Annotated in this window: 19 protein-coding genes and 1 pseudogene; 8 read left to right on the top strand and 12 right to left on the bottom strand. The window is 71.3% G+C overall.

The window, feature by feature from the left end:
• Nucleotides 1-69: 69 nt before the first annotated feature.
• From EMA17_RS44300 to EMA17_RS44290, 3 genes and pseudogenes are all read right to left on the bottom strand, one after another.
• Complete coding sequence (locus EMA17_RS44300) at nucleotides 70-897, bottom strand: HAD family hydrolase (protein WP_126642889.1); 828 nt, start codon at nucleotides 895-897, stop codon at nucleotides 70-72.
• A pseudogene (locus EMA17_RS54880) lies at nucleotides 894-3388 on the bottom strand (phosphoribosyltransferase). The gene EMA17_RS44300 and the pseudogene EMA17_RS54880 overlap by 4 nt, the downstream one beginning before the upstream one ends.
• 85 nt (nucleotides 3389-3473) lie before the next feature.
• Complete coding sequence (locus tag EMA17_RS44290; protein ID WP_126642888.1) at nucleotides 3474-4646, bottom strand: HpcH/HpaI aldolase/citrate lyase family protein; 1173 nt, start codon at nucleotides 4644-4646, stop codon at nucleotides 3474-3476.
• 250 nt (nucleotides 4647-4896) lie between these two features.
• Between EMA17_RS44290 and EMA17_RS44285 the strand changes: the two genes are divergently transcribed.
• Nucleotides 4897-6162 (top strand): TerD family protein, encoded by a 1266-nt coding sequence (locus EMA17_RS44285; protein WP_126642887.1) that lies wholly within the window; start codon nucleotides 4897-4899, stop codon nucleotides 6160-6162.
• A 76-nt stretch (nucleotides 6163-6238) separates the two neighbouring features.
• On the opposite strand, the gene EMA17_RS44280 is transcribed toward EMA17_RS44285, so the two are convergent.
• From EMA17_RS44280 to EMA17_RS44260, 5 genes are all read right to left on the bottom strand, one after another.
• The gene (locus tag EMA17_RS44280) at nucleotides 6239-6931 is read right to left on the bottom strand and encodes a Tellurium resistance (RefSeq protein WP_126642886.1); all 693 of its coding nucleotides are present in this window, start codon (nucleotides 6929-6931) and stop codon (nucleotides 6239-6241) included.
• Nucleotides 6932-7076: 145 nt separating this feature from the next.
• The gene (locus tag EMA17_RS44275) at nucleotides 7077-8231 is read right to left on the bottom strand and encodes a DUF475 domain-containing protein (protein ID WP_126642885.1); all 1155 of its coding nucleotides are present in this window, start codon (nucleotides 8229-8231) and stop codon (nucleotides 7077-7079) included.
• A 146-nt stretch (nucleotides 8232-8377) separates the two neighbouring features.
• Nucleotides 8378-8956, bottom strand: a complete 579-nt coding sequence (locus EMA17_RS44270; RefSeq protein WP_126642955.1) for a TerD family protein — start codon at nucleotides 8954-8956, stop codon at nucleotides 8378-8380.
• Between the two features lie 197 nt (nucleotides 8957-9153).
• A complete protein-coding gene (locus EMA17_RS44265) occupies nucleotides 9154-9729 on the bottom strand; it encodes a TerD family protein (protein ID WP_126642884.1) in 576 nt (191 codons plus the stop codon).
• Between the two features lie 166 nt (nucleotides 9730-9895).
• Nucleotides 9896-10354, bottom strand: a complete 459-nt coding sequence (locus EMA17_RS44260) for a peroxiredoxin (RefSeq protein WP_126642883.1) — start codon at nucleotides 10352-10354, stop codon at nucleotides 9896-9898.
• A gap of 130 nt (nucleotides 10355-10484) precedes the next feature.
• On the opposite strand from EMA17_RS44260, the gene EMA17_RS44255 reads away from it, so the two are divergent.
• Nucleotides 10485-11432, top strand: coding sequence for a maleylpyruvate isomerase N-terminal domain-containing protein (locus EMA17_RS44255; protein ID WP_126642882.1), 948 nt, complete (start codon nucleotides 10485-10487; stop codon nucleotides 11430-11432).
• Nucleotides 11433-11532: 100 nt separating this feature from the next.
• Here EMA17_RS44255 and EMA17_RS44250 read toward each other — a convergent pair whose 3' ends face one another.
• Together EMA17_RS44250 and EMA17_RS44245 are read right to left on the bottom strand one after the other, a co-directional pair.
• Entirely contained in the window at nucleotides 11533-11976 is a 444-nt protein-coding gene (locus tag EMA17_RS44250; protein ID WP_126642881.1) for a DUF3052 domain-containing protein, read from the bottom strand.
• A gap of 192 nt (nucleotides 11977-12168) precedes the next feature.
• Nucleotides 12169-12393, bottom strand: a complete 225-nt coding sequence (locus EMA17_RS44245; protein WP_126642880.1) for a DUF1918 domain-containing protein — start codon at nucleotides 12391-12393, stop codon at nucleotides 12169-12171.
• 391 nt (nucleotides 12394-12784) lie between these two features.
• Between EMA17_RS44245 and aceE the strand changes: the two genes are divergently transcribed.
• From aceE to EMA17_RS44230, 3 genes are all read left to right on the top strand, one after another.
• Nucleotides 12785-15520, top strand: a complete 2736-nt coding sequence (gene aceE / locus EMA17_RS44240) for a pyruvate dehydrogenase (acetyl-transferring), homodimeric type (RefSeq protein ID WP_126642879.1) — start codon at nucleotides 12785-12787, stop codon at nucleotides 15518-15520.
• A 213-nt stretch (nucleotides 15521-15733) separates the two neighbouring features.
• Nucleotides 15734-17164: a hypothetical protein gene (locus EMA17_RS44235; protein WP_126642878.1), complete on the top strand. Its 1431-nt coding sequence runs from the start codon at nucleotides 15734-15736 to the stop codon at nucleotides 17162-17164.
• Nucleotides 17161-18321 carry an ARPP-2 domain-containing protein gene (locus EMA17_RS44230; RefSeq protein WP_126642877.1) on the top strand — a complete coding sequence of 387 codons (1161 nt, stop codon included), beginning with the start codon at nucleotides 17161-17163 and terminating at the stop codon, nucleotides 18319-18321. The genes EMA17_RS44235 and EMA17_RS44230 overlap by 4 nt, the downstream gene beginning before the upstream one ends.
• A gap of 34 nt (nucleotides 18322-18355) precedes the next feature.
• Here EMA17_RS44230 and EMA17_RS44225 read toward each other — a convergent pair whose 3' ends face one another.
• Nucleotides 18356-19354 carry an aldo/keto reductase gene (locus EMA17_RS44225; RefSeq protein WP_126642876.1) on the bottom strand — a complete coding sequence of 333 codons (999 nt, stop codon included), beginning with the start codon at nucleotides 19352-19354 and terminating at the stop codon, nucleotides 18356-18358.
• Complete coding sequence (locus EMA17_RS44220; protein WP_126642875.1) at nucleotides 19332-19793, bottom strand: MerR family transcriptional regulator; 462 nt, start codon at nucleotides 19791-19793, stop codon at nucleotides 19332-19334. The genes EMA17_RS44225 and EMA17_RS44220 overlap by 23 nt, the downstream gene beginning before the upstream one ends.
• A 415-nt stretch (nucleotides 19794-20208) precedes the next feature.
• On the opposite strand from EMA17_RS44220, the gene EMA17_RS44215 reads away from it, so the two are divergent.
• Genes EMA17_RS44215 through EMA17_RS44205 form a run of 3 tightly spaced genes read left to right on the top strand, consistent with a single transcriptional unit; the run spans nucleotide 20209 to nucleotide 23043 of the window.
• The gene (locus EMA17_RS44215) at nucleotides 20209-21180 is read left to right on the top strand and encodes an ABC transporter substrate-binding protein (protein WP_246127297.1); all 972 of its coding nucleotides are present in this window, start codon (nucleotides 20209-20211) and stop codon (nucleotides 21178-21180) included.
• Between the two features lie 10 nt (nucleotides 21181-21190).
• Nucleotides 21191-22243 carry a FecCD family ABC transporter permease gene (locus tag EMA17_RS44210; protein WP_126642874.1) on the top strand — a complete coding sequence of 351 codons (1053 nt, stop codon included), beginning with the start codon at nucleotides 21191-21193 and terminating at the stop codon, nucleotides 22241-22243.
• Entirely contained in the window at nucleotides 22240-23043 is an 804-nt protein-coding gene (locus tag EMA17_RS44205) for an ABC transporter ATP-binding protein (RefSeq protein WP_126642873.1), read from the top strand. The genes EMA17_RS44210 and EMA17_RS44205 overlap by 4 nt, the downstream gene beginning before the upstream one ends.
• Nucleotides 23044-23175 lie beyond the last annotated feature (132 nt).

Below are 23175 nucleotides of genomic sequence, written 5' to 3'. Positions count from 1 at the left end.
CGTCGCGCACCATTCAACCGCGCCCGGACCGGAGCCGGCCCCGATCACCCGAACCGGTGCGCCGACCGGCTACGCGCCGACCACCGGCCGACTGCGACTCCGCTCCAGCAGCCACTCCGCGATCCGCTCCCCCGCGGACAGTCCCATCGCGTCCAACGCCTCCACGTGCGGCGCCGACCAGTGGCTGTCGGCCAGTTCGCCGTGCCCCGGCCGCACCCCGGCGACCGCGGCCCGCAGCAGTTCGATGTCCAGGAGCGAGTCGCCGGCCGCGAACACCGCGTCGGCCGAGGCCCGTCGGGCCACCTCGCGCACCGCGTCGCCCTTGGTCAACGCGTCCGGAACGAGGTAGAGCTTGCGTCCCTGGAGCGAGACGCCGTAGCCGCGCGCGTTCGCCCATTCGGTCAACTCCGGCACGAACTCCGGCGGCAGCGCCGCGCGTTCCACCACCAGGTAACCGAACAGGTCCTCGGCCACCCGGAGTTTGAGCGTCCACTCGGGTCGGGCGACCACTTCGAGATGGGCGATCACCTCCGGCAGCGGCGCGGCCTTCGCGGCGAGCGTCTTGCGCACCCCGGCGTGCCAGTCCGGATCGCTCTCGCCGTGCACGAGCAGGTGGCCGCCATTGGCACAGATCGCGAACTCCGGCGCCCGGCCGGGCAGTACGATCCGCCCGTACTGCTCCCTGGTACGGGTGGTGGTGGGCACGAACGTGCTGTGCTCGGCGAGTTCGGCCAGCAGCTCGCCCGCCCGGCGGGTGACGAAGGACATCGGCGCGCCCTCGTACTCCTCCACGCACACCAGCTCGGGCGTCGGCTCCTCGGGGCCCAGCCCCAGCCGTGCGGCCGCCTTCGAGTAGATCAGGGTCCGGTCCAGGTCACTGGCCACCAGCACGTTCACGCGGCGCTCCCGTCCCGGCGAAAGCCCGGTTTGACCAGACCCACGCACGAGTACGGCAGGTCGTCCACGTCGATCACCGGCACCCCGCGCTGGGCGGCGAGCATCCGCACGTGGTCCAGCTCCGCGCCGACCCCCTCGCGGGCCAGGATCTGCCACGGCACCCGGCGCAGCAACACCCGCGTGGTCTCGCCGACCCCGGGCTTGATCAGGTTGATGTTGTCGATCCCGTACTCGGTGCCGATCCGCTCGACCGCGCGCCATCCGGCCCAGGTCGGCGTGCGGTCGCTCGCGGCGAGCGCCGGCTGGTCGCGCGCCACGTCCTCGGCCACCGCGTCGAACCGTTCGGCGACGGCGTCCAGGAACGACCCGGACACGTCCGCGCCGGCCAACTCGGCGTAGAACTTCGCGCCGTGGAACTCGTCCGGGCCGATCAGGTCGTCGCGCAGCACGGTGCGCGAGACCAGTCCGGACACCGTCGAGTTCAGGCACGCGGACGGGATCAGGAAGTCGTCCCGGGTGCCGTAGGTACGCACACACGAGCCCGGGTCGGCGAGCACGGCCAACTCCGGGTCGAAGCGCATGCCGGTGGTCGCCGCGGTCAGGTCCAGCGCGTCGGACAACTCGCGGGTGATCGCGCCCTTGCCGGTCCAGCCGTCCACGAAGACGATCCGCGACGGGTCGAACTCGCGGCCCAGCCAACGCAGCGCGGTGGTGTCGATGCCGCGTCCGCGCACGATCGACACGGCGAAGTGCGGCAGCGTCAGGCCGTGCGCGCGTCGGGCCCAGCGGCGCATCAGCACGCCCACCGGGGTGCCGGCACGGGCCAGCGAGACCAGCACCGCGTCCCGGCCGCGCTCGGCCAGGATGGTCTCGGTGACCACGCCGACCGCGTGCGCGATCCGCTCCGCCGAGGCGTCCAGCGCGGCGTGGAACAGCGCCTGGTACTCGGGCGAGGGCTGGTACTCGATGGGCAGCGACTCGGCGTAGTGCGCGCCCGCGTGCTGGATCGCCTCCTCGCGCTCCTCCAGCGGCGCCTCCAACTCGACCGCGGACAGGTCCTTGAGCAGCCAGGCGACCTCGTCGGCGGCGTAGGAGGAGAACGCGGGACCGTACAGCGGCTCCGGCAGCTTCCCGGTGTCGGGTCCGGCCGCACCGGGCCGATCGTTCACGGACTGGTGGTTCATGACCTGCGCACCTCGGGGGTGAAGGAGGGGACGACGAGCAGACCGACGTGGTCGGTGACCCGGGACAGCGCGTCCAACAGCCCACCGGGAGCGCGCAGTTCGGGGGTGTCGGCGACCGAGTCGACGACGATCAGCACCTCGTCGAAGCGCCGCTCGGGGTCGGCGCCGGCCGCGACGTTGTACGCGTAGCGCTCGCCGGGCCCGTCCGCCGGATCGTCGTGGGCGGGGAATCGCAACCGGGTGCGGATCGCGTAGCCGGGATCGTCCACGGCCAGCACCGGCGAGCGGGTCGTGGTCGAGTAGCGCACCTCGACCCCGGCCGGCACGTGCTCGGCCAGCACGCGGGCCAACCGCAGCGGCGTGTACATCAGTTCCTCGAAGCCCAGGACCAGGATCCGCCGGCCCACCACCTGACCGGCCAGCGCCGCGCCGAAGGCGGGCAGGATCCGCTCCAGGGCGTCCTGGTCGGCCTGGGTGAACCCGTGCCGCCCGCCGTCGGGCAGGTCGGCCGGCCAGTCCAGGTCGAGGGTGCGCACCGTGCCGGGCGGCTCGTCCGCCGGCCCGCCGGCCTCGTGCGCGGCGACCAGCGCGGTGCCGCGCGCGAGCACGTCCTCGGGCAGGTCCACGGTGCCGGCCGCGAGCGCCACCACGTCCACCCGGACGCCGAGTTCGGCCGCGAAGACCTCGAACTCGGCCCGGTCGGCGGGACCGCGCACGTCGATCAGCGCGGCGATCACGTAGTGCGTCCGAGGCGCGACCGCGTGCAGTTCCCGGATCGTGTTGGACACCGTGCGCCCGGTGGACAGTTCGTCGTCCACCAGGACCAACGGCCCGCTCCCGGAGAGCAGTTCGCGATCACGCGGCAGGATCAGGTGCGAGGTGGCGTGCGAGTGCTCCTCCTCGAAGGCGCCGAACCGCTCCACCCCGGCCACCGGACGTCGGGTGGAGTGCAGGTAGGCCGCCCCCGGCAGGGCCTCGGCCACACAGTGCCCCAGGCCGGTGGCGGTCTCCGCGTAGCCGAGCACCACCGGCGTCGGTTCGCCGGCCAGCACGCGCGCCACCCGCGTGCCCAGGTCGCGGCCCGCGTCGTGCACCACCTCGGGCAGTTGCGGGACGTGCTTGCCCAACACGGTGGACACCAGCAGGTGGGCCCGGCGCGGGTTGCGCCGCAGCGCGAGCCCGACCAGCGCGTCGAGCCCGTCCCCGGCGAGCGCCACGCCGAGTCGCTCGGCGACCCAACTCCCCGCCCAGGTCTCCGTATCCGTCGACCCGCCCGACGCGGTCGCCCCGCCCGGCCCGGTTTCCATCCGATGTCGCGTCACGCACGAACCCGCTTCCCTCGTTGCCCCGTATCGACCGACCCCGCCGGGACGTCCCGCCCCGGCGGCCGGCTCACTCCATGACCCCCGCCGCGAGCAGGTCCACGAACGTGACGTCCTCGCGGGCCACGCCGAACGCGCGCGCCCGGCGCATTACCGCCTGTGCCCACGCGCGGTGCGGCTTCACCTCGTTCATCTTGTTGGTGTACGCCGAGCGCAGCACCCCGCCGCCGGCCGCGCCCTCCGCGAGGATGTCGCCGGCGTCGCAGTACTCCTCGTGCGTGACCACCGACATCGCGTGGATCACCGCGACGTGGCTGGGGTGGATCGCGGTCTTGCCGAGCAGGCCGTTGGCCTTGTCCAGTTCGAGTTCGCGGATCAGCCCGTCCAGGTCGGCGGAGATCAGCCGGGTGCGCAGGTCGACCGCCTCCGGATCCTCGGCCTCGGCGAACGGCGTGCGCCGCAGTTGCGGCTTGAACAACCGCTCGCCCTGCGGGAAGTACTCCCACACCGGCCCGCTGATCACGTGTCCGGTGCCGTCGGCCCGACCGAAGACGTTGACGATGTCGCCGATCAGCTGCGCCACCAGGTGCACGTCGTAGGCGGTCAGATCGCGCGAGCGGCGCAGCGCGTACGCGGACTGGAAGTCGGTGGCCCCGATCCGTACCGCCAGGATCCGCTCGCGGTGCGCGGCGATCAGCTCGACGAGTTCGGCGAGCACGGCCCGCCGGTGCTCGATGTAGGCGATCGACGGCGATTCCAGGACGGGCATCGCGAACAGTCGGCGACCACTCATCGTGATCGCCTCGTCCAGCGCCTTGAGGTAGCGCGCGCCGCTGTCCGGTTCGAACTTGGGCAGGACGAATCCGGTCAGCACGTCGAGCGTGTCGCCGAGTCGTTCGGCGAGGTCGGTGATCTGCTCGGGGTGGCGGACCCGGATGAACAGCAGCGGCCCCTCGGCCCCGGAGTCGGCGAACGCGGCCAACTGCTCGACCAGGTTCTGCTCGGCGCCGACCACATCGCGGTCGTCGATCGAGTCCTCCAGGCACAACACCATCGAGGTCACCCCGCGGGCGGCCTGCTTGGCGATGTCCTTCGCGAGCGTCCCGCGCGTCGCGGGGCTGTACAGGGTCGCGCCGAGAGCCGAGGCGAGGACGCCGGCATCGCTGTCCCGGTCGAAGGTCTCCGGCTCGCGGTGGAACAGATGGTCGCGGACCGCGTCGTCCAGGTAGCCGAAATGCCGCATCGTGATCTGATCCCCCTCGACCGTCGGTGGTGATGGCACAGGCGCGTCGGGAAGGGAACCCGTACCCGCCCCGGATGTATCGAAAGGCGCATTACGCGCCGAGCCGGTGAGCCGCCGGCAGGTGCTGCCTACGGTAACCGAAAAGCAAAATCGAAGACGTACGATCCGGTTATAGGACCATGTGTTCACACAATCGTCACGGCCGCGACCCACGTTGAGTCCGACTCCGTCGGGACGGCAGGATGGGGACATGACCCAGGTGATGTCCAAGGGAGCGAATACGGCCCTCCCCGCCCGGTCCGTGCGCGTGGTCCTCGAATGGCGGCCGGGAGCCGGTGTCCCGGACATGGACGCCTCGGCCCTGCTGCTCGGCGCGGACGACAAAGTGCGCGGCGACCACGATTTCGTCTTCTACAACCAGCCCAGACACCCTTCCGGCACGGTCGTCCACGAGGGCAAGCACACCGCCCCCGACCGCTGCACCGACGGCGTCCGCGTGGACGTCGCCGCGCTCACCCCGGATGTCCGGCACGTGATCGTGGCCGCCTCCGCCGACGGCGGCACCATCGGCGCGGTGCCCGGCCTGGTCCTTCGACTGTACGACGTCGACGGCGGCGGCGAGCTGCTCAACTTCCCGATCGTCGGTGCGACCACCGAGACCGCGTTCGTGTTCGGCGAGATCTACCGGCGCGGCGACCAGTGGAAGTTCCGGGCGGTCGGCCAGGGCTACGCGAGCGGTCTCGCCGGTCTGGCGACCGACTACGGAATCAGCGTCGACGACGAACCGGCCCCCGCGAGCGCCCCGCCCGCCCCGGCTCCCGTACCGCTGCCGCCGGTGCACCAGTCGCCGCCCACCGCGCCGGCCCCGCCGCCGGCCCCGGTCTTCGGCAACCCCCCGGCGCCGCCGCAGCCGACCTACCAGGACGCGGCACCCACCGCCGTGCTGCCCCAGTACGGCCAGGGTGCCCCGCCCGCGCGGCAGCAGCCGCCCCAGGGCGTGCTGCCCGTCTCCGGGAACGCGCCGTACGGCGGCTCCCCGGTGCCGCCCCCGCCGCGCCACGACGGCCCGACGATCCCGCCGCCGCCGGCGCCGCACACGTTCGGCGGCCCGCCTCCCGGCTACCCGCAGACGCCCTCCGCCGGCGCGCCCGTGCCACCGCCGCCCGGCCCCGGCGGCACCCCGCCGCAGGGCTTCGCGCAGCCTCCCGGCACCCCCTCGCACGGCGTCGCCTTCCAGACGCCGCCGGGCGTGATGCACATGCCCCCGGGCGGCCCGCAGCTCCCGGCTCCCGGTATGTACACGCCCGCGCACGGCGCACCCCAGCCCCCGGGCCCGTACACGCCCTCCCACGGCGCCCCGCAGCCGCCCGGGCAGTACCAACCGGGCATGACCCCGCCGCAGGGCATGGGCATGCCCCCGCAGCCGCATCAGGGCACCCCGCCCCAGGGCCACGGCGGTCCGCCCCAGCTGCGCCGCCTGGACTCGCCACCGCAGGGCCCGCAGTTCCAGGGTTGACCCGCCTCGCGCACGGGTGACCCGGTCCGTCGGCGGACCGGGTCACCCGGCGCACCGGATCACCGGTGCCCGAGGCTCACTTGTAGCCGCGCGCCCACAGCAGACCCCACCCGTACTCGCGGTCCAACTCGGCCTGATAGCCGTGCACGTAGCGCACCTCGCGGCGGACCACGATGTCGTCGCCGTGGTTCTCCACCACCGCCACCGCGCAGGTGTGCGCCTCGCGCGCGTGCTCGTCCAGCCGCACCTCGATCGGCAGGCCCGCGTTCGGGAACAGCGTGACCACGCCGTTGACCTGGTCGAACGCCGGAATGCCCTCGTAGATGTAGACGAAGATGAGCAGTCGGCGCACGTTGCGCGCCTGGTCGATGTTGATGAACAGCGTCTCGCCCGACGCCGACCCGGAGCGGTCGTCGGTGTCCAGACGCACGTACGGCGGCTGGCTGAACTGCCCGTACAGGTTGCCGAGCGCCTGGACCACGCCCTTGGAGCCGTCGGACATCTCCCACATGCAGCCCAGGTCGAGGTCGATCTTCTGCGGCAGCGGCGGCGCCTGCACGGCCAGCGGCCGGAACAGCCCGCCGCTGCGCTGGCGCGGCGGCGCCTGCTCGACCTGCGGGTTCCAGTGCAGGTTGACCCGCAGCGTGCCGGTCGCCGAGCCCGCCTGGGTCAGCGAGACCTCGGGCGTCGAGCGGGTCAGCGCGACCTTGTGCCCGCCGTGGTCCGGCTCGCGTTCGATCAATCCCCGACGCCAGTCGAAAAGCGGCATCAAGCCCTCCCCTGATCCCGTGCCCGCGTACGCGTGGTGGCGGCTTCAGTACACAACATAACCGGGCCGGAAAACACCGGTACCGCGCCCGACGGATCGTCGGACGCGGTACCGGTCGTGCTCGCGCGGCAAAGCCGCCGGGCCGCTAGGCCGCCTCGGCCTTGGCCTCGCCGTTCTGCCCCGGGACGTGCCCGATCCGCTTGTTGCGCATGATCGAGGAGATCAGCGCGACGCCGATGAAGCCGACCCCGACCACACCGGTGATCACCTCGTGGATCTCCCACTTGATCGACAGGATCAGGATGCTCGCCAGCGCGCCGATCGCGTACATCGCGCCGTGCTCCAGGTACACGTAGTCGTCCAGCGTGCCCTGACGCACCAGGTAGACGGTCAGCGAACGGATGTACATCGCGCCGATGCCCAGACCCAGCGTGATCATCAGCAGGTCCTGGGTGATGGCGAACGCGCCGACCACACCGTCGAAGGAGAACGACGCGTCCAGCACCTCGAGGTAGAGGAACAGGAAGAACGCGGCCTTGCCGGCGGCCAGCTGCGCACCGTTCGGGCCGCTGCGCGCGGGCCGGGCCACCGCGGCGCCCTCCTCGGCCTCGTCGTCCTCGTCGTCCTCGGCCGCGTTGATCTCACCGAGCGTGCCGTGTGTCTCGAAGTAGTCCGAGAGCCCGCCGACACCCAGGTAGGCGATCAGGCCGAGCACGCCCGCCACCATGACCGTGCCCTCCTTGTGCGCGGGCGCGATCGTCTGCGCGGTGACCACGAGGACGATCAGCGCGATCAGCGTGGACAGCACGTCGAGCTTGCCGAGCTTGCCGGTGAACCGTTCCAGCGGGCCGACCCAGTGGTGCTCGCGCTCCTCGTCGAACATGAAGTCCAGGAAGATCATCAGCAGGAACATCCCACCGAAGGCGGCGATCGCCGGGTGTGCCTCGTCCAGGTGGTTCGCGTAGGTCATCCCGTCGATCATCTTGTCCTCGTGGAACGCCAGGTCCACCACGTCCGTCGGACTCATTCCGGCGGTCAGACACACGATGAGCAGCGGGAAGACGAGACGCATGCCGAAGACGGCGATGAGAATGCCGACCGTCAGGAACATCTTCTGCCAGAAGGCATTCATCTTCTTGAGGATCGTGGCATTTACTACAGCGTTGTCGAAAGACAACGAGATCTCGAGGATCGACAGGATCAGCACGATGCCGAATCCGGTCGCTCCCCAGAAATAGGCGGCGACGGCGAGACCGACCGCCGTCACAGCGAACGACCAGCCGAACGTACGGATTACCACGGATGAGGTCCTTATCTACCTGGGATTGCAATCTCCGGGTGGGTCATCAGGAAGACCGGCCCTCGTCCCCCACCCGAGAGTCCTCGGAAAAGGCGTCAGGGCCGGCCCCACCGGGTGACCGACCCTGACACACCGTCAGCACGTACTCATTGCACGCTGACGCCGAAGTCGAGTGCGATCCCCCGCAGGCCCGAAGCGTACCCCTGCCCTACTGCGCGGAACTTCCACTCCCCCTGGTAACGGTAAAGTTCTCCAAAGATCATGGCAGTCTCGCTTGACGCGTCCTCGGTCAGGTCGTAACGCGCCAGCTCGTTGTTGTCCGCCTGATTCACGATCCGAATGTAGGCGTTGCGGACCTGGCCGAAGGTCTGCCCGCGCATCTCCGCGTCGTAGATGGAGACGGGGAAAACCACCTTCTCGACCTGCTCCGGAACGGCCGTCAGGTCGACCAGGATCACCTCGTCGTCACCGTCGCCGTCGCCGGTGAGGTTGTCACCGGTGTGCTCGATCGACCCCTCGGGGCTCTTCAGGTTGTTGTAGAACACGAAATAGTCGTCGCCGAGCACCTTGCCCGCCCCACCGCACAGCAGCGCACTCGCGTCCAGGTCGAACGAGGCGCCCGTGGTGGCGCGCGCGTCCCAGCCCAGACCCACCAGCACATTGGTGAGATTGGGTGCGGCCTTGCTCAGCGAGACGTTTCCGCCCTTGGCGAGGGTGACCCCCATCGAATCCTCCTGATCGTCGTACATTCGCGTTCAACCTTGCCACGCCCCCGACCCGCCGGGACCCCCTTTTTGCACAGCTCGAGACGTGTACAGGGGCACAATCGACAGCCCTCGGCGCGGGCCCGACCGGTCCGGGACGACGAACGCCCGCCGACCGCGGTGAGCGGTCGGCGGGCGTCGATCACTGTGCGCCCGGGTCAGACGTTGACCCCGAAGTCCTTGGCGATGCCGCGCAGGCCGGACGCGTAGCCCTGGCCCACCGCGCGGAACTTCCACTCCGCGCCGTTGCGGTACAGCTCGCCGAACACCATCGCGGTCTCGGTCGACGCGTCCTCGGTGAGGTCGTACCGGGCGAGTTCCTTGTTGTCGGCCTGGTTCACGATGCGAATGAACGCGTTGCGGACCTGACCGAAGCTCTGCTGCCGCGTCTCGGCGTCGTAGATCGAGACCGGGAAGACGATCCGCTCGACATCGGCGGGGACACCCGCGAGGTTGACCTTGATCGCCTCGTCGTCGCCCTCGCCCTCGCCGGTGAGGTTGTCGCCGGTGTGCTCGACGGAGCCGTCGGGGCTCTTCAGGTTGTTGAAGAAGACGAAGTGCCCGTCCGACGGCGCCTGGCCGCTTCCGTTGAGCAGGATCGCGCTCGCGTCGAGGTCGAAGTCCGTGCCGGTGGTCGTACGCACGTCCCAACCCAGGCCGACGAGAACGGCGGTCAGGCCGGGAGCCTCCTTCGAGAGCGAGACGTTGCCGCCCTTGCTCAGGCTGACGCCCACGAGTCCTCCAAAAAGTTCATGGAGCAACGGGTGCCCCGGGATTTTCGCCTACGACGTGACAACGCGCCGATCCTAGTCATGAGTTCCTGACCGGCGGGAGGTCTCGCCGCGGCATGGGTACCCGCCCCGGCCCGAGCTACGCCCGAACCGGCCGACGAACCTCGCCTCACAGCGCCGCGAGCGCCCTGTGGTACTCCGTCCGGTCCCGCGCGTCGGGCATCGCGTTGACCACGCTCCAGCGGATCACGCCGTCCCGGTCGATCACGAAGCTCGCCCGCAACGCGCACCCCTTGTCCTCGGCGAAGACCCCGTACGCCCGAGCCGCGGCGCCGTGCGGCCAGAAGTCCGAGAGCAGCGGAAACTCGTAGCCCTCCGCCTCGGCGAACACCCGCAGCGAGAACGGCGCGTCACAGGAGACCGCGAGCACCTGCGCATCGTCGTTCCGGAAGGCGGGGAGCCCGTCGCGCAGCGCACCGAGCTCGGCCGTGCACACGCTGGTGAACGCGAAGGGGTAGAAGACGAGGAGCACGTTCTTCTCCCCGCGGAAGTCCGCGAGCCGCACACACTCGCCGTGCTGGTTCCGCAGTTCGAAGTCGGGCGCCTCGCTACCGATCTCCACGGTCATCGTGTGTGTCTCCTCGTCCCGGTCGACGTCCGTTTCGCGCCGGCGAGCCTAGCCGGATGGCGCACGGAAGCCGGCACGGGCGGGTGGGGGCCCGGCGTTCGGTGGTCGGGGAAGCGGGCAGTATGCGGGCATGTCCTCGATCGAGATCGTCAGCGGCCCATGGGGCACCGCCTCCATGCCCGCCGAGGCGCAGCGCACGCGGGCCCTGGCCGCCTGGGACGCCTTCCGCGAGCTGGCCGGCCGGGTCGACCCCGACGCGCCGTCCCGCCTGCCGGGCTGGGACGGCCGCGCCGTGATCACCCACCTCGCGTCCTGGCCCGACGCCCCGCTGCTCGCCCGCCTGCTGGCCGAGGCGAGCGGCCGACGGGCCCCGGACGCGGCGCCGATGCACCAGGACGACGTCAACGCGCGCCTGGTCCTGGCCCATCGCGACGCCGATCGGGAGGAACTGCTCGCCGCGCTCGACGACGGCCGGGCCCGACTGGTCGCCGCGTTCGACGCCACCACCCGGGACCCGTCCCTGGCACTGGCCCGCACCGGCTCGCAGGTCGGCCCGGTCCCGCTGCTCACCCAGTTCGGCGCGATCGCCTACGAGCTGGCCGTACACGCGCTCGACCTGGCCCCCTGCGGCGCGGGCGAACCGCCGCCGGAGCTGCTGGACGCCGGCGTCCTGGCCCTGGCCGACATCACCGGCGCGCTCGCCGCCCGGCACGGCGTCCGGGCCCGTACCGGCCTGGCCGTCCCCGGCGGCGGCTGGGGCTTCGCCGCGCCCGGCGCGGCCGGCACCGGCTGGGAGGTCTTCCCGCTCCCGCCCGGCCGCCCGAACCTCCCCGCCGTCGAGGCCCGCGCCGCCGCCCTGCTCCTGGACGCCTCCGCCGGCCGCCGCCCGGTCCCCGCCCTCCTGGCCCGCCGCGACCTGAAGCCGCACAACCTGGCGGGCCTGCTGTCCCTGGCCCCCCTGCTCGACCACGTCCCGGGCCTGCCCGGCGGCCCGGCCCTGCGCCTGACCGCCGCCGCGCTCGGCGGCGTCGGCCGCATGACGGCCCTGCTCCCCACCCTCACCCGAACCCGCCCCTGACCCGGAACAGCCGAGAGGCCCCGAACAGCCGAGACCCCGGTGCGGTGACCTTCGTCACCGCACCGGGGTCTCTTCGTCTGCTTACCGCAGTGGCGTCGAGTCACTTCTTGCCGCTGCGCACCGCCTTGGGCGACACCAGACGGGTCGCCGACCAGTCCTTGACGGCGCCGAAGCTCGTCGTGCGGGCCAATCCCGCCGTCGGCGCGGCTTCACCGATGTCCGAGGGTTCTACATATCCGTCCCGGCCGGTCTTCGGGGTCAGCAGCCAGATATGGCCGCCGTCCGTGAGCGTGGCGAGGGCATCCACGAGGGTGTCGACGAGGTCGCCGTCGTCCTCCCGGAACCACAACAGGACGACGTCGGCAACGTCCTCCTCGTAGTCCTCATCGACGAGTTCGTTTCCGGTGAGTTCCGCGATCTCCTCGCGCAACTCCTGGTCCACGTCGTCGTCGTAACCGAGCTCCTGGACCACCTGTCCGGGCTGGAACCCAAGTCGAACGGCCGAGTTGGCCCGCTCTTCCGCGTGGTCCGCGGTCGCGCTCACGAATCAACCTCCCTTGTCCGGCCCCACAACGCTTCGGGGCTCACGCGCGTAAGTCCACACGCGCCAGGCTGTTCGCGCAAGTACCCAGGTCACGTACTCGCACAAACGCCACACCACGTGTCGTGCGGAAGCTACCCCCACCGGGCGTGGATCACGCAACGTATTCGAGGGTCCAGCCTGACAGACGAAAGCTCACCAGGTGCGCCGGGGCCGCCCCGCGGCCGGATCCGCGCCGCCGACCCGCTCGATCACCGCGTCGGCGCCGGGGATCACCGGACCGGCGTGCCCGTCCTCGAACCGCACCACGTACGGCGGCCCGCCGTCCGGGCCCCTGACCTCGATGATCTCCCCGAATCGATCGCCTCGGCCGACCGTTTTCCCGTGCACGTGGAGCCGGTCGCCGATTCGTGCCCGCATCAGCCCTGACCTCCCTGTCGAACGGGTGCGAAACCACTCACACCCTCCCAGGGAACTACGCCAGTGCTCTGTGCGTAAGACACTCGGCGTAAGGTCTTGGAGGTTCACGGTTGCATCACCCCGCAATCGCGAACCGCCGCGTGGAGCGTCCGGTGACAGCCGGACGATCAGGGCAGCTCCGCTCCTGTCGCGGTAACCGAACACGGATCGGGCTCGGTACATGATCGGTGGATGAGACGCAGGCGGGCACCCCGCCGGTCCATTACCGGTCGGTAGAGATGACGGATCCGACGTCCGGGTACCACGATGGGGACGGCGCGACACCGCTCAGGGTGGTCGACCCCGCTCTCGCGGGGAGGGTCCCCATCTACCGATAAGGCGAAGGAACAGCGTGGCTTCCGGACGAGAGCGCTTCTCGATCATCAGCGACGGCCTCCCGAGCCAGCTCCCCGACATCGATCCGAACGAGACCGGGGAATGGCTGGAGTCGCTGGACGCAGTCATCAACGAGCAGGGCCGCCAGCGAGCCCGCTACATCATGCTCAAGCTGCTCGAACGGGCCCGTGAACGTCAGGTCGGCGTGCCGGGCCTGCGGAGCACGGACTACATCAACACGATTGCCCCGGAGAGCGAGCCCTGGTTCCCCGGCGACGAGAACATCGAACGGCGCATCCGTGCGTTCGTCCGGTGGAACGCCGCGATCATGGTGTCGCGGGCCAACCGGCCCGGCCTGGGCGTCGGTGGCCACATCGCCACCTACGCGTCCTCGGCGAGCCTGTACGAGGTCGGCTTCAACCACTTCTTCCGCGGCAAGGACCACGGGGAGTCGGGCGACCAGATCTACTTCCAGGGACACGCGTCGCCGGGCATCTACGCACGTGCCTTCCTGGAAGGACGCCTGAGCGAGGCCCAGCTCGACGGCTTCCGGCAGGAGAAGTCGGCCGCGCCGAACGGGCTGCCCAGCTACCCGCACCCGCGGATGATGCCGGAGTTCTGGGAGTTCCCGACCGTCTCGATGGGCCTGGGCCCGCTCGGGGCGATCTACCAGGCCCGGTTCAACCGCTACCTGCACAACCGCAACATCAAGGACACCTCGCGCAGCCACGTCTGGGCCTTCCTCGGCGACGGCGAGATGGACGAGCCGGAGTCGCTCGGCAACATCGGCCTGGCCGCGCGCGAGGAGCTGGACAACCTCACCTTCGTGATCAACTGCAACCTGCAGCGACTCGACGGTCCGGTGCGCGGCAACGGCAAGATCATCCAGGAGCTGGAGTCGTACTTCCGCGGCGCCGGCTGGAACGTGATCAAGGTCGTCTGGGGCCGCGACTGGGACCCGCTGCTGGCCCAGGACACCGACGGCGCGCTCGTGAACAAGATGAACACGACGCCCGACGGCCAGTTCCAGACCTACGCGGTGGAGTCCGGCGCCTACGTACGCGAGCACTTCTTCGGCGACGACGCGCGGCTGCGCCGCATGGTGTCGGAACTGTCCGACGAGGACATCCAAAAGCTCGGCCGCGGCGGGCACGACTACCGCAAGGTCTACGCGGCCTTCAAGTCGGCACGTGAGCACGTCGGCCAGCCGACGGTGATCCTGGCGCAGACGGTGAAGGGGTGGACGCTCGGCCCGAACTTCGAGTCGCGCAACGCCACGCACCAGATGAAGAAGCTCACCAAGTCGGACCTGAAGGCGTTCCGCGACCGGCTCTACCTGCCGATCACGGACGAGCAACTCGAGGGCGACGTCCCCCCGTACTTCCACCCCGGTGAGAAGTCCGAGGAGATGGAGTACATGCGCGAGCGGCGCGCCGCGCTCGGCGGTTCGCTGCCGCAGCGGCTGGACCGGTCCAAGGCGCTCAAGCTGCCCGGCGACCCGGTCTACAGCGTGCTGAAGAAGGGCTCGAAGCAGCCGGTCGCCACGACGCAGGCGTTCGTACGCCTGCTCAAGGACCTGATGCGCGACCCGGAGATCGGCAAGCGCTTCGTGCCGATCGCGCCGGACGAGTACCGCACGTTCGGCATGGACGCGATGTTCCCGACCGCGAAGGTCTACAACCCGCACGGGCAGACCTACGACTCGGTGGACCGGGAACTGCTGCTGTCCTACAAGGAGTCGGCGCAGGGCCAGATGCTGCACGACGGCATCTCCGAGGCCGGCTGTGTGGCGTCGCTGATCGCCGCGGGCTCGACGTACTCGACGCACGGCGAGCAGATGATCCCCGTGTACGTCTTCTACTCGATGTTCGGGTTCCAGCGCACCGGCGACCAGTTCTGGCAGATGGCCGACCAGCTCAGCCGCGGCTTCGTGCTCGGCGCCACCGCCGGTCGCACCACGCTGACCGGCGAGGGCACCCAGCACGCGGACGGGCACTCGCAGCTGCTGGCCTCGACCAACCCGGCCTGTGTGGCGTACGACCCGGCCTTCTCGTACGAGATCGCGCACATCGTCAAGGACGGTCTGCGGCGGATGTACGGCGAGAACGCCGAGGACGTCTTCTACTACATGACGGTCTACAACGAGCCCATCGCGCAGCCGGCGGAGCCCGCGAACGTCGACGTGGACGGCATCCTCAAGGGCCTGTACCTCTACCAGGACGGCCCCGCCAAGGAGGGCGCGCTGCGGGCCCAGATCCTCGCCTCCGGTGTCGGCATGCCGTGGGCGCTGGACGCGCAGAAGCTGCTCGCCCAGGACTGGAACGTGGTCGCCGACGTCTGGTCGGTCACCTCCTGGAACGAGCTGCGGCGCGACGCGGTCGCGGCGGAGGAGCACAACCTGCTCCACCCCGAGGCCGAGCCGCACATCCCGTACGTGACCCGCGTGCTCGACGGCCGGCCCGGCCCGGTGGTGGCGGTCAGCGACTGGATGCGGGCCGTCCCGGACCAGATCTCGCGCTGGGTCCCGGCCGACTTCGCGTCGCTGGGCACCGACGGCTTCGGCTTCGCCGACACCCGCGGCGCGGCGCGGCGCTTCTTCCACGTGGACACCGAGTCCGTCGTGGTGGGCGTGCTGTCCGAGCTGTCCCGCCGGGGCGAGATCGACCCGGGCGTGGTGGCCAAGGCCATCGCGCAGTACCAGCTCCTGGACGTCAAGGCGGCCGGAGTGGGCACGGTCGGCGGCGACGCCTGACCCGCCGACAGCCCGGCCGAGGCCCCGATCCCTGCGCGGATCGGGGCCTCGGCCGTTATTTCCCGCGCCTTCGGGATCACCCCCGGTCTAGACTTTCCGGGCCGGCCGCGGGACTTCGGTTTGCGACTTTCGGAATCGCCTCTTAAGCGTCACTTCGCTGTTCGCTCCTCCACTCCCCGGCCGGCATCCGCTTTCGTCGGGCTGAGGGGATGCGTGGTGGACCGCCGGGACCTGGTCGCCTGCGAAGACGTGGTGATGTTCGTCAACGCGGCGGTGACCTCCACCGGGCAACGCGAGTTCCGTGACGACGCGATCGCACAGCGGTTGTCGGTGGAGTTCCTGCACGAATACATCCTGGGCAACTACCGCGAGCTCTACGCCGCGTCCCTGGCCCTGGACATCAACGACTTCAACGCCGCGCTGATCGTCCGCAACCTGCTGGTGAGCAGCCGCGACCTGACCCCCGAGGTGCGCCGCCGCGAGGGCGAACTGATCGCCCGCCGGCTGGAGCTGATGGCCCCTCAGCGGGTCTGGCGACTGTTTCGCGAGCTGGCCCGGCGCGGCGTCAACAACCGGCGCACCCGGGCGATCATGCGGGACTGGACGGCGCAGCGCCGCGATCCGGTCCTCGACGCGGTGAAGTACCGGACCGGGGTGAAGGCGACGATGCGGCACGCGCATCTGGAAGTGCCCGCCGAGACCGGGACGTTCCTGTTCAGCTCGCCGCGGAAGGTGTCGGCGTTCGGCACACCGCTGTTCGAGACGTGGCGACAGGCGCACTACGCGCAGCGCGCGCTCTACGACCTGCCGTACAGCGTGGCCGAGGGGCTGGCCTCGATGCACGGCATCAAGCGGGCCACGTTCCTGGAGAAGATCGCTCCGCAGCTGACCCGCCTGGAGCGCCTGCGCCTGCAGGACGCGGCCGAGCGGGCCGGGGTGGCGGCGGTCCGGGCCGATCTCACCGGGATGCCGCTGACCCGGCTCGCGTCGTACGTACTGTCCCTGTCGCAGGCCGAACGGGCGGCCCGGCACGACGAGTTGCGGCACGCGATGACCGTCTCCGCACGCCGCGTGGCGGGCCCCGCCGCAGGCTCCTGGGGGCGGGTGGTCGCGGTTCTCGACGACAGTTTCTCGTCCTTCGGTTCGACCGCGAAGCGGCAGCGTCCGCTGGCCGTGGCGCTCGCGTGTCGGTTCCTGCTCAAGGCGCTGGCCGGGGAGTTCACCGGGTTGTGGACCTCGGGCACGCACGATCCGCTGCTGGTACGGCCGAGCGGGCCGACGCCGCTGGGCGAGCGCCTGATCGACGCGCTCGAACTGGCCCCGGACCGGCTGATCGTGGTCTCGGACGGGTGGGACAACAGTCCGCCGGGGCTGGCCGCCGAGGTGTTGCGGGTGTGGCGCGAGCGGTTGGATCCGACGGGGGCGACGGCGGTGGTGCATCTGAACCCGGTGTACGACGCGGAGGGCTTCGACGTGAAGCGGTTGTCGGCGAGTGTGCCGACGGTGGGGGTGCGCGACGCCGAGGACGTGCCGGCGCTGGTGGAGTTGGCCCGGTTCGCCGAGGGGCGGGCCGGGTTCGCCGAGCTGCGCCGCTATCTGGCGGATCGTCAGGACCGGTTCCGGTCCCGGAGGGCGGCGGCGTGAACGGCGGTTTCGCGGCGACCGGGCTGATCGCCCGGCCCGCGCAGGTGTGGGGCGCGGTGCGGCTGGTGCCGCTGGTGCGCGAGGCGCCGCTGGTCGGCCTGCGACTGGATCGGCGGGTCCACGAGGTCGGTGATCCCTCGATCGTCGACGTCGGCGACGGCACCTACTACCGCTCCTTCATTCCGCACGCCTTCGTCGCGTCGTGGGATCCCGACGGGGATCGGACCGCGGCGTTCGGCACCCAGCTCCAGGAGCGCCCGGTCACACCGCGCAACGCGCGGATGAGGATGCCGCCCCGGCGCGCGACGCGCCGGATGGCCCGCGGCCTGGGCGGCAACCGGTTGCGCTTCCTGCCGATGCACCTGGCCCTGGAGGGATATCTCGCGCTGCACTTCGGCGGGCCCGCGATCGTGTGGGAAGAGTGGACCGACCGGGCCGTACGCGAGGGTTTGTCGCCGCGCGTGGAGGAGGCGTACTGCGGATACGCGGTGCGCGGTCTGGCCGACGCGCTCAAGGTGTTCGAGATCCATCGGGGCCAGTGCGGGGTCGCGCTCTACGTCGCGGACACGCTCGCGAGCGTGTTCGTGGTGCCGCATCCGTCCGACTACCGGGCCCTGCACGCGACGCTGCTCGAAGACCTGTACGGCGAGGTGCTGTTCCACTACGCGAACTACGTCGAGGCGGTGCCGGACTTCGTGGTGGGGATCGAGGCCGAGCGGGTGTCCTCGCTCGCCGACCTGCGCCGGGCGGCGGCCGGGCAGGCCGGGGCCTGGGAGCGGTTCCACCACCTGATGTTGTCCGGCCTGACCGGCGAGGGCTCCTACACGAGCGAGTCGGTGTACCGGCTGGGGCCGTTCGAGCTGTCCCGGTTCCTGCCCTCGTTCCGGCTCGACGAGGAGAACCACATCGGCGAGCGCATCACCCACCAGGACGGGCGACTCGCCTACTGCAAGACGTTCCGGCTGTCCGCGGCGCAGATCCGTCGCGGCCACCTGCTCACCACGCTGCACGCGCACGGCTGGGCCCTGGACGCGGCGGCGACCGCCCTGAACACCACGCCTTCGGCACTCGCCCGGCGGATCCGCGAATCCGGGTTCGAGGGCCTGCTGCGGCAGCACGTGGTGGAGCGCCTGGAGCGCGAGGGCCGCCGCCGCTGAGGCCGCCCCGCGCGGGACGGCCTCGGGGTTCGGCTCAGTCGCGGTCGTTGAAGGTGCCCGTCATGTCCGGGTAGCGCGCACCGGTGACCTGTCCGGCGATCGGTTCGAGCGCGGCCAGGTCGGCGTCGGTCAGCACCAGGTCGACCGCCGCCACGTTCTCCTCCAGCCGGTGCCGCTTGGTGGTCCCGGGAATCGACACCACCGGCAGGCCCCAGGCCCGGGTGCGCGACTGCACCCAGGCGAGCGCGACCTGCGCGGGGGTGGCGCCGTGCGCCTCGGCGATCGTCCGCAACGGCGCCAGGATCGCCCCGTTCGCCGCGGCGTTGTCGCCGGTGAAGCGCGGCTGGAAACGACGGAAGTCGCCCTCGGGAAGCGTGTCGGCGCTGGCCCAGGCACCGCCGAGGAAGCCCCGGCCGAGCGGCGAGTAGGCCACCAGGGCGGCACCGACCGCACGCACGGCGGGTACCACGCTCTCCTCGATGTCGCGGGTGAACAGACTCCATTCCGACTGCACGGCGGCGATCGGGTGCACGGCCGCCGCCGCGTGCAGCTCCTTCGCGGTCACCTCGGACAGGCCCAGGTGCCGGACCTTGCCCTCGCGGACCAGCTCCGCCATCGCGCCGACCGTCTCCTCGATCGGCACCCGGACATCGCGGCGGTGCATGTAGTACAGGTCGATCACATCGGTGCGCAGCCGGCGCAGGCTGGCCTCGGCGGCCTGCCTGACGTAGGCCGCGTCGCCGCGGATCTCCCGCGTGCCGTCGTCGGTGTACCTGATCGCGAACTTGGTGGCCAGGGTGACCCGGGCGCGCCGATCGCCCTCGGCCAGGAAGGCCCCGAGCAGTTCCTCGTTGGTGTGCGGGCCGTAGACGTCGGAGGTGTCGAACAGGTCGACCCCCAGGTCGAGGGCCCGCTCCAGGGTGGCCACCGACGCGTCGTGCTCGGCGCCCGCGTAGAAGGCGCTCATGCCCATGCAGCCCAGGCCCTGGGCGAAGATCTCCGGGCCGTGCTCACCCAGCTTGAGAGTGCTCATCGTCGTTGCTCGCCTCCGCGTCCGCGTACGTCTCGATCTTGTGGTCGATGACGAGCAGGCAGCTCTGGAGATCGCTGATGCGGTCGCGGACCTCCTCGCGGTGGTCCTCCAACAGCTCTCGGCGCGCGCGCCGGGTGTGATCGCCCTGGCGGACCAGCTCCGCGTATCGGAGCATGTCCGCCACCGGCATCCCGGTCAGGCGCATCTTGCCGACGAACTCCAGCCAGTCGAGATCGTGGTCGCTGTAGCGACGACGACTCCCCCGCCCGTTACCGTCCCCTCCCGTCCGGGGGCGCTGGCGGCTGACGTGCCGCATCAGGCCGATCCGCTCGTACCAGCGCAGCGTGTGCGCGGTCAGACCGGTGCGTTCGGCCACCTCGCCGATCGAGTACTTGCCGACCTCGTAGTCCGCGGACGGCCGGGTCTGCTGTACCGACATCGAGAAGCCTCCGGTGGGAGGCCCGCCCCGGTGGGACGGGCATGACGGGAACGCTACGGAGTTCGAGCGCACTCCAAGCAAGCACTCGCTCTCGCGGGTCGGTCAAGTCGGGGGCGGCGGCGCACCGCGTGCCGCGAGGGGCGGCAAACCACCCCCGATCACCGAGGGTGAACGAGGGCGTTGATATCGTTCGCCCGTCGGCGACCGGTTTGTCGCCGACGGCGTCGAACGCAGCGAAGTCCGGTGTGATCCCGGCGCTGTCCCGCAACCGTGATGGCCCGCCCCGCTCCCCGGGGTCGCCGAGCCGGGTCGCCTCGTCCGCGCCGACGACATCGGCCTCGCAGGAGGGGCGATCCGTCCCCACGGGTCCCGACGCCTGCCGCGTCCCGTGGACCTGGAGTTTCCGTTGAGATCCGTGCCCCTGCTGCGTTCCGCCGCCGTGCTGCTGTTCGGCGCGCTCGTCCTGACCGGGTGCGGTGACTCGGACGACTCGAAGGACGACAGGTCCCAGGGCGCGCCCGCGGCGTCCGGCACCGGGTCGGGCCCCGACACCAAGGCGTTCCCCGCGACCGTGGACTCGGGCGGCGCCAAGGTCACCATCCCCGCCGCGCCGAAGAAGATCGTCTCGCTCGCGCCCACCGCGACCGAGATGTTGTACGCGATCGGCGCCGGCGGCCAGGTCACCGCGGTCGACGACCAGTCGAACTTCCCGGCGAACGCGCCCAAGACCAAGCTGTCCGGCTTCAAGCCGAACGTCGAGGCGATCAGCAACTACACGCCCGACCTGGTGGTGACCACCGACGACACCGACGGCGTGGTCGCGGCCCTGAACAAGTTGCGGATCCCGGTGGTGCTGACGCCCGCCGCGAAGACCTTCGACGACTCCTACGCGCAGCTGAACACGCTGGGCGCGGCCACCGGCCACAGCCGCGAGGCGGGCGAGGTGGCGACGAGGATGAAATCCGACATCGCGGCCGTCGTCGCCGCGACGCCCAAGCCGGCGAAGCCGCTGACCTACTTCCACGAGCTGGACAACACGCTGTTCACCTCGACCTCGAAGACCTTCATCGGTCAGGTGTACGCGCAGTTCGGTCTGCGCAACATCGCCGACGAGGCGGACAAGAGCGGTTCGGGCTACCCGCAGCTGTCCGCCGAGGCCCTGGTGCAGTCCGACCCCGACCTGATCTTCCTCGCCGACGCCGGGGGCGGCGGGCAGAGCGCCGAGACGGTGGCCAAGCGCCCGGGCTGGGACCGGCTCAAGGCCGTGCGCGGCGGCGGCGTGGTCGCGCTCGACGACGACATCGCCTCGCGCTGGGGTCCGCGCGTGGTGGACCTGGTCCGGGCCGTGGCGGACGCGGTCACCAGGGCCGGTGCGGCGAAGGGCTGACGGCCGGCCCATGCGGGACCTCCTGGCGACCCGACGGCGACCGGCGCTGCTGCCCCTGCTCTGCGCGGGCGCCTCGCTGGTCGGCGCGGTCGTCCTCGGTCTGATCGTGGGCGCGGCCGACCTGCCCGCACGCGGGGTGGTGCTCGCGCTGCTCGACGAGTTGCCGCTCGTGCACGTCGACCACGGGCTGTCCCCGGTACAGCACGCCGTGCTGATGGACCTGCGCCTGCCGCGCGTGCTGGCCGCGGTGATGGTGGGCGGGCTGCTCGCCCTGGCCGGGGCCGGCTACCAGGGCGTCTTCCGCAATCCGCTGGCCGACCCGTACCTGCTCGGCGCCGCCTCCGGCGCGGGTCTGGGCGCGACGCTGGTGATCGTGTACGCGCACGGGGACAGCGTGGGCGGCGTGCCGGTGGTGCCGCTCGCCTCCTTCGTCGGGGCGATGGGCGGGGTGTTGCTCGCCTATGCCATCGGCACGACCGCGAACCGCTCCGGCGGTACCGCGAACCTGGTCCTGGCGGGTGTGGCGGTCGCCCAGTTCCTGGCCGCCGCGCAGACCTACGTCCAGTCCGCCAACACCGACGAGTTGCGCCGGATCTACTCGTGGATCTTCGGCCGGCTGTCCGGGATCGGCTGGGCCGACCTGCGCATGGTCCTGCCGTACGCGCTGCTCGGCACGGTGGTGCTGGTCCTGCACGGCCGCCTTTTGGACGTGATGTCGGTGGGCGACGAGGAGGCCGCGGGCCTGGGCGTCCGGGCCGGCCGGGTCCGGCTCGTGGTGCTGCTCGCGGCGTCCCTCGCCACCGCGTCGGCGGTCGCGATCAGCGGCCTGATCGGCTTCGTCGGCATCGTCGTGCCGCACCTCGTGCGCCGCTTCGTCGGCGGCAGCTACCGGCGGGTGTTGCCGATGTCGCTGCTGTGCGGCGCCACGTTCCTGGTCCTGACCGACGTGCTCGCCCGCACCCTGACCGCGCCCGGCGAACTCCCGATCGGCGTGGTCACCGCGTTCGTCGGCGCGCCGTTCTTCGTCCTCGTGCTGCGCGGCACCCGGAAGGTGGACGTGTGAGCGCGCGCCTGTCGCTGCGCGAGGCCGGGGTCGACCGGGACGGCGTCCCGGTGTTGCGCGACGTGCGCGCCGACGTCGAACCCGGCGAATGGGTGGCGGTGATCGGCCCCAACGGCGCCGGCAAGTCCACCCTCCTCAAGGCGGTCGCCGGCCTGCTCCCCCACGTGGGCGAGATCACCGTGGCCGACCGCCCGGTCCGCGGCCTCTCCGCGCGCGAACTGGCCCGGACCATCGCCTACACCGCCCAGAACCCGGTCGTGCCGGACCAGATGTCCGTCCACGAGTACGTCCTCCTCGGCCGCACCCCCCACCTGGGCTACCTGGCTCGCCCGGGCCGCCGCGACCGCGCCATCGCGAGCGAGGTGCTCGACCGCCTCGACCTGGGCCGTTTCGCCGACCGCGACGTGGGCCGGCTCTCCGGCGGCGAACGGCAGCGTGTGGTGCTGGCCCGCGCCCTGGCCCAGCAGGCCCCGGTGCTGCTCCTGGACGAGCCGACCACCGCCCTCGACCTGGGCCACCAGCAGCAGGTCCTGGAACTGGTCGACACGCTGCGGATCACCGACGGCCTGACCGTCCTGACCACCCTGCACGACCTGAGCGTGGCCGCCCAGTACGCGGACCGCCTGCTGATGCTGGTCGGCGGCCGCGCGGTCTCCTCCGGCCCGGCCGCCGAGGTACTCACCCCCGACACGATCGCCGAGCACTACCAGGCAACCGTCACCGTCGACAGCGGCCCGGACGGCCGCCCCCGAGTCCACCCGATCCGCCCGAAACGCGACACGCGAAACGACACCGGGTAATGGACGCCGACCGGCCCACGAAGCTTTCGGGCACGGGATGGCGGGAGCCGAAGGCGCGAAGGGACGGGGCGAACACGACGCGGGGGCGGGGACGCGACGGGAGCGACGCTCGGGGGCGGAGTCGTAACGGGA

It is taken from the genome of Embleya hyalina (assembly GCF_003967355.1).
Lineage (GTDB): Bacteria > Actinomycetota > Actinomycetes > Streptomycetales > Streptomycetaceae > Embleya > Embleya hyalina.
This window is presented reverse-complemented; position numbering and strand designations above follow the sequence as displayed.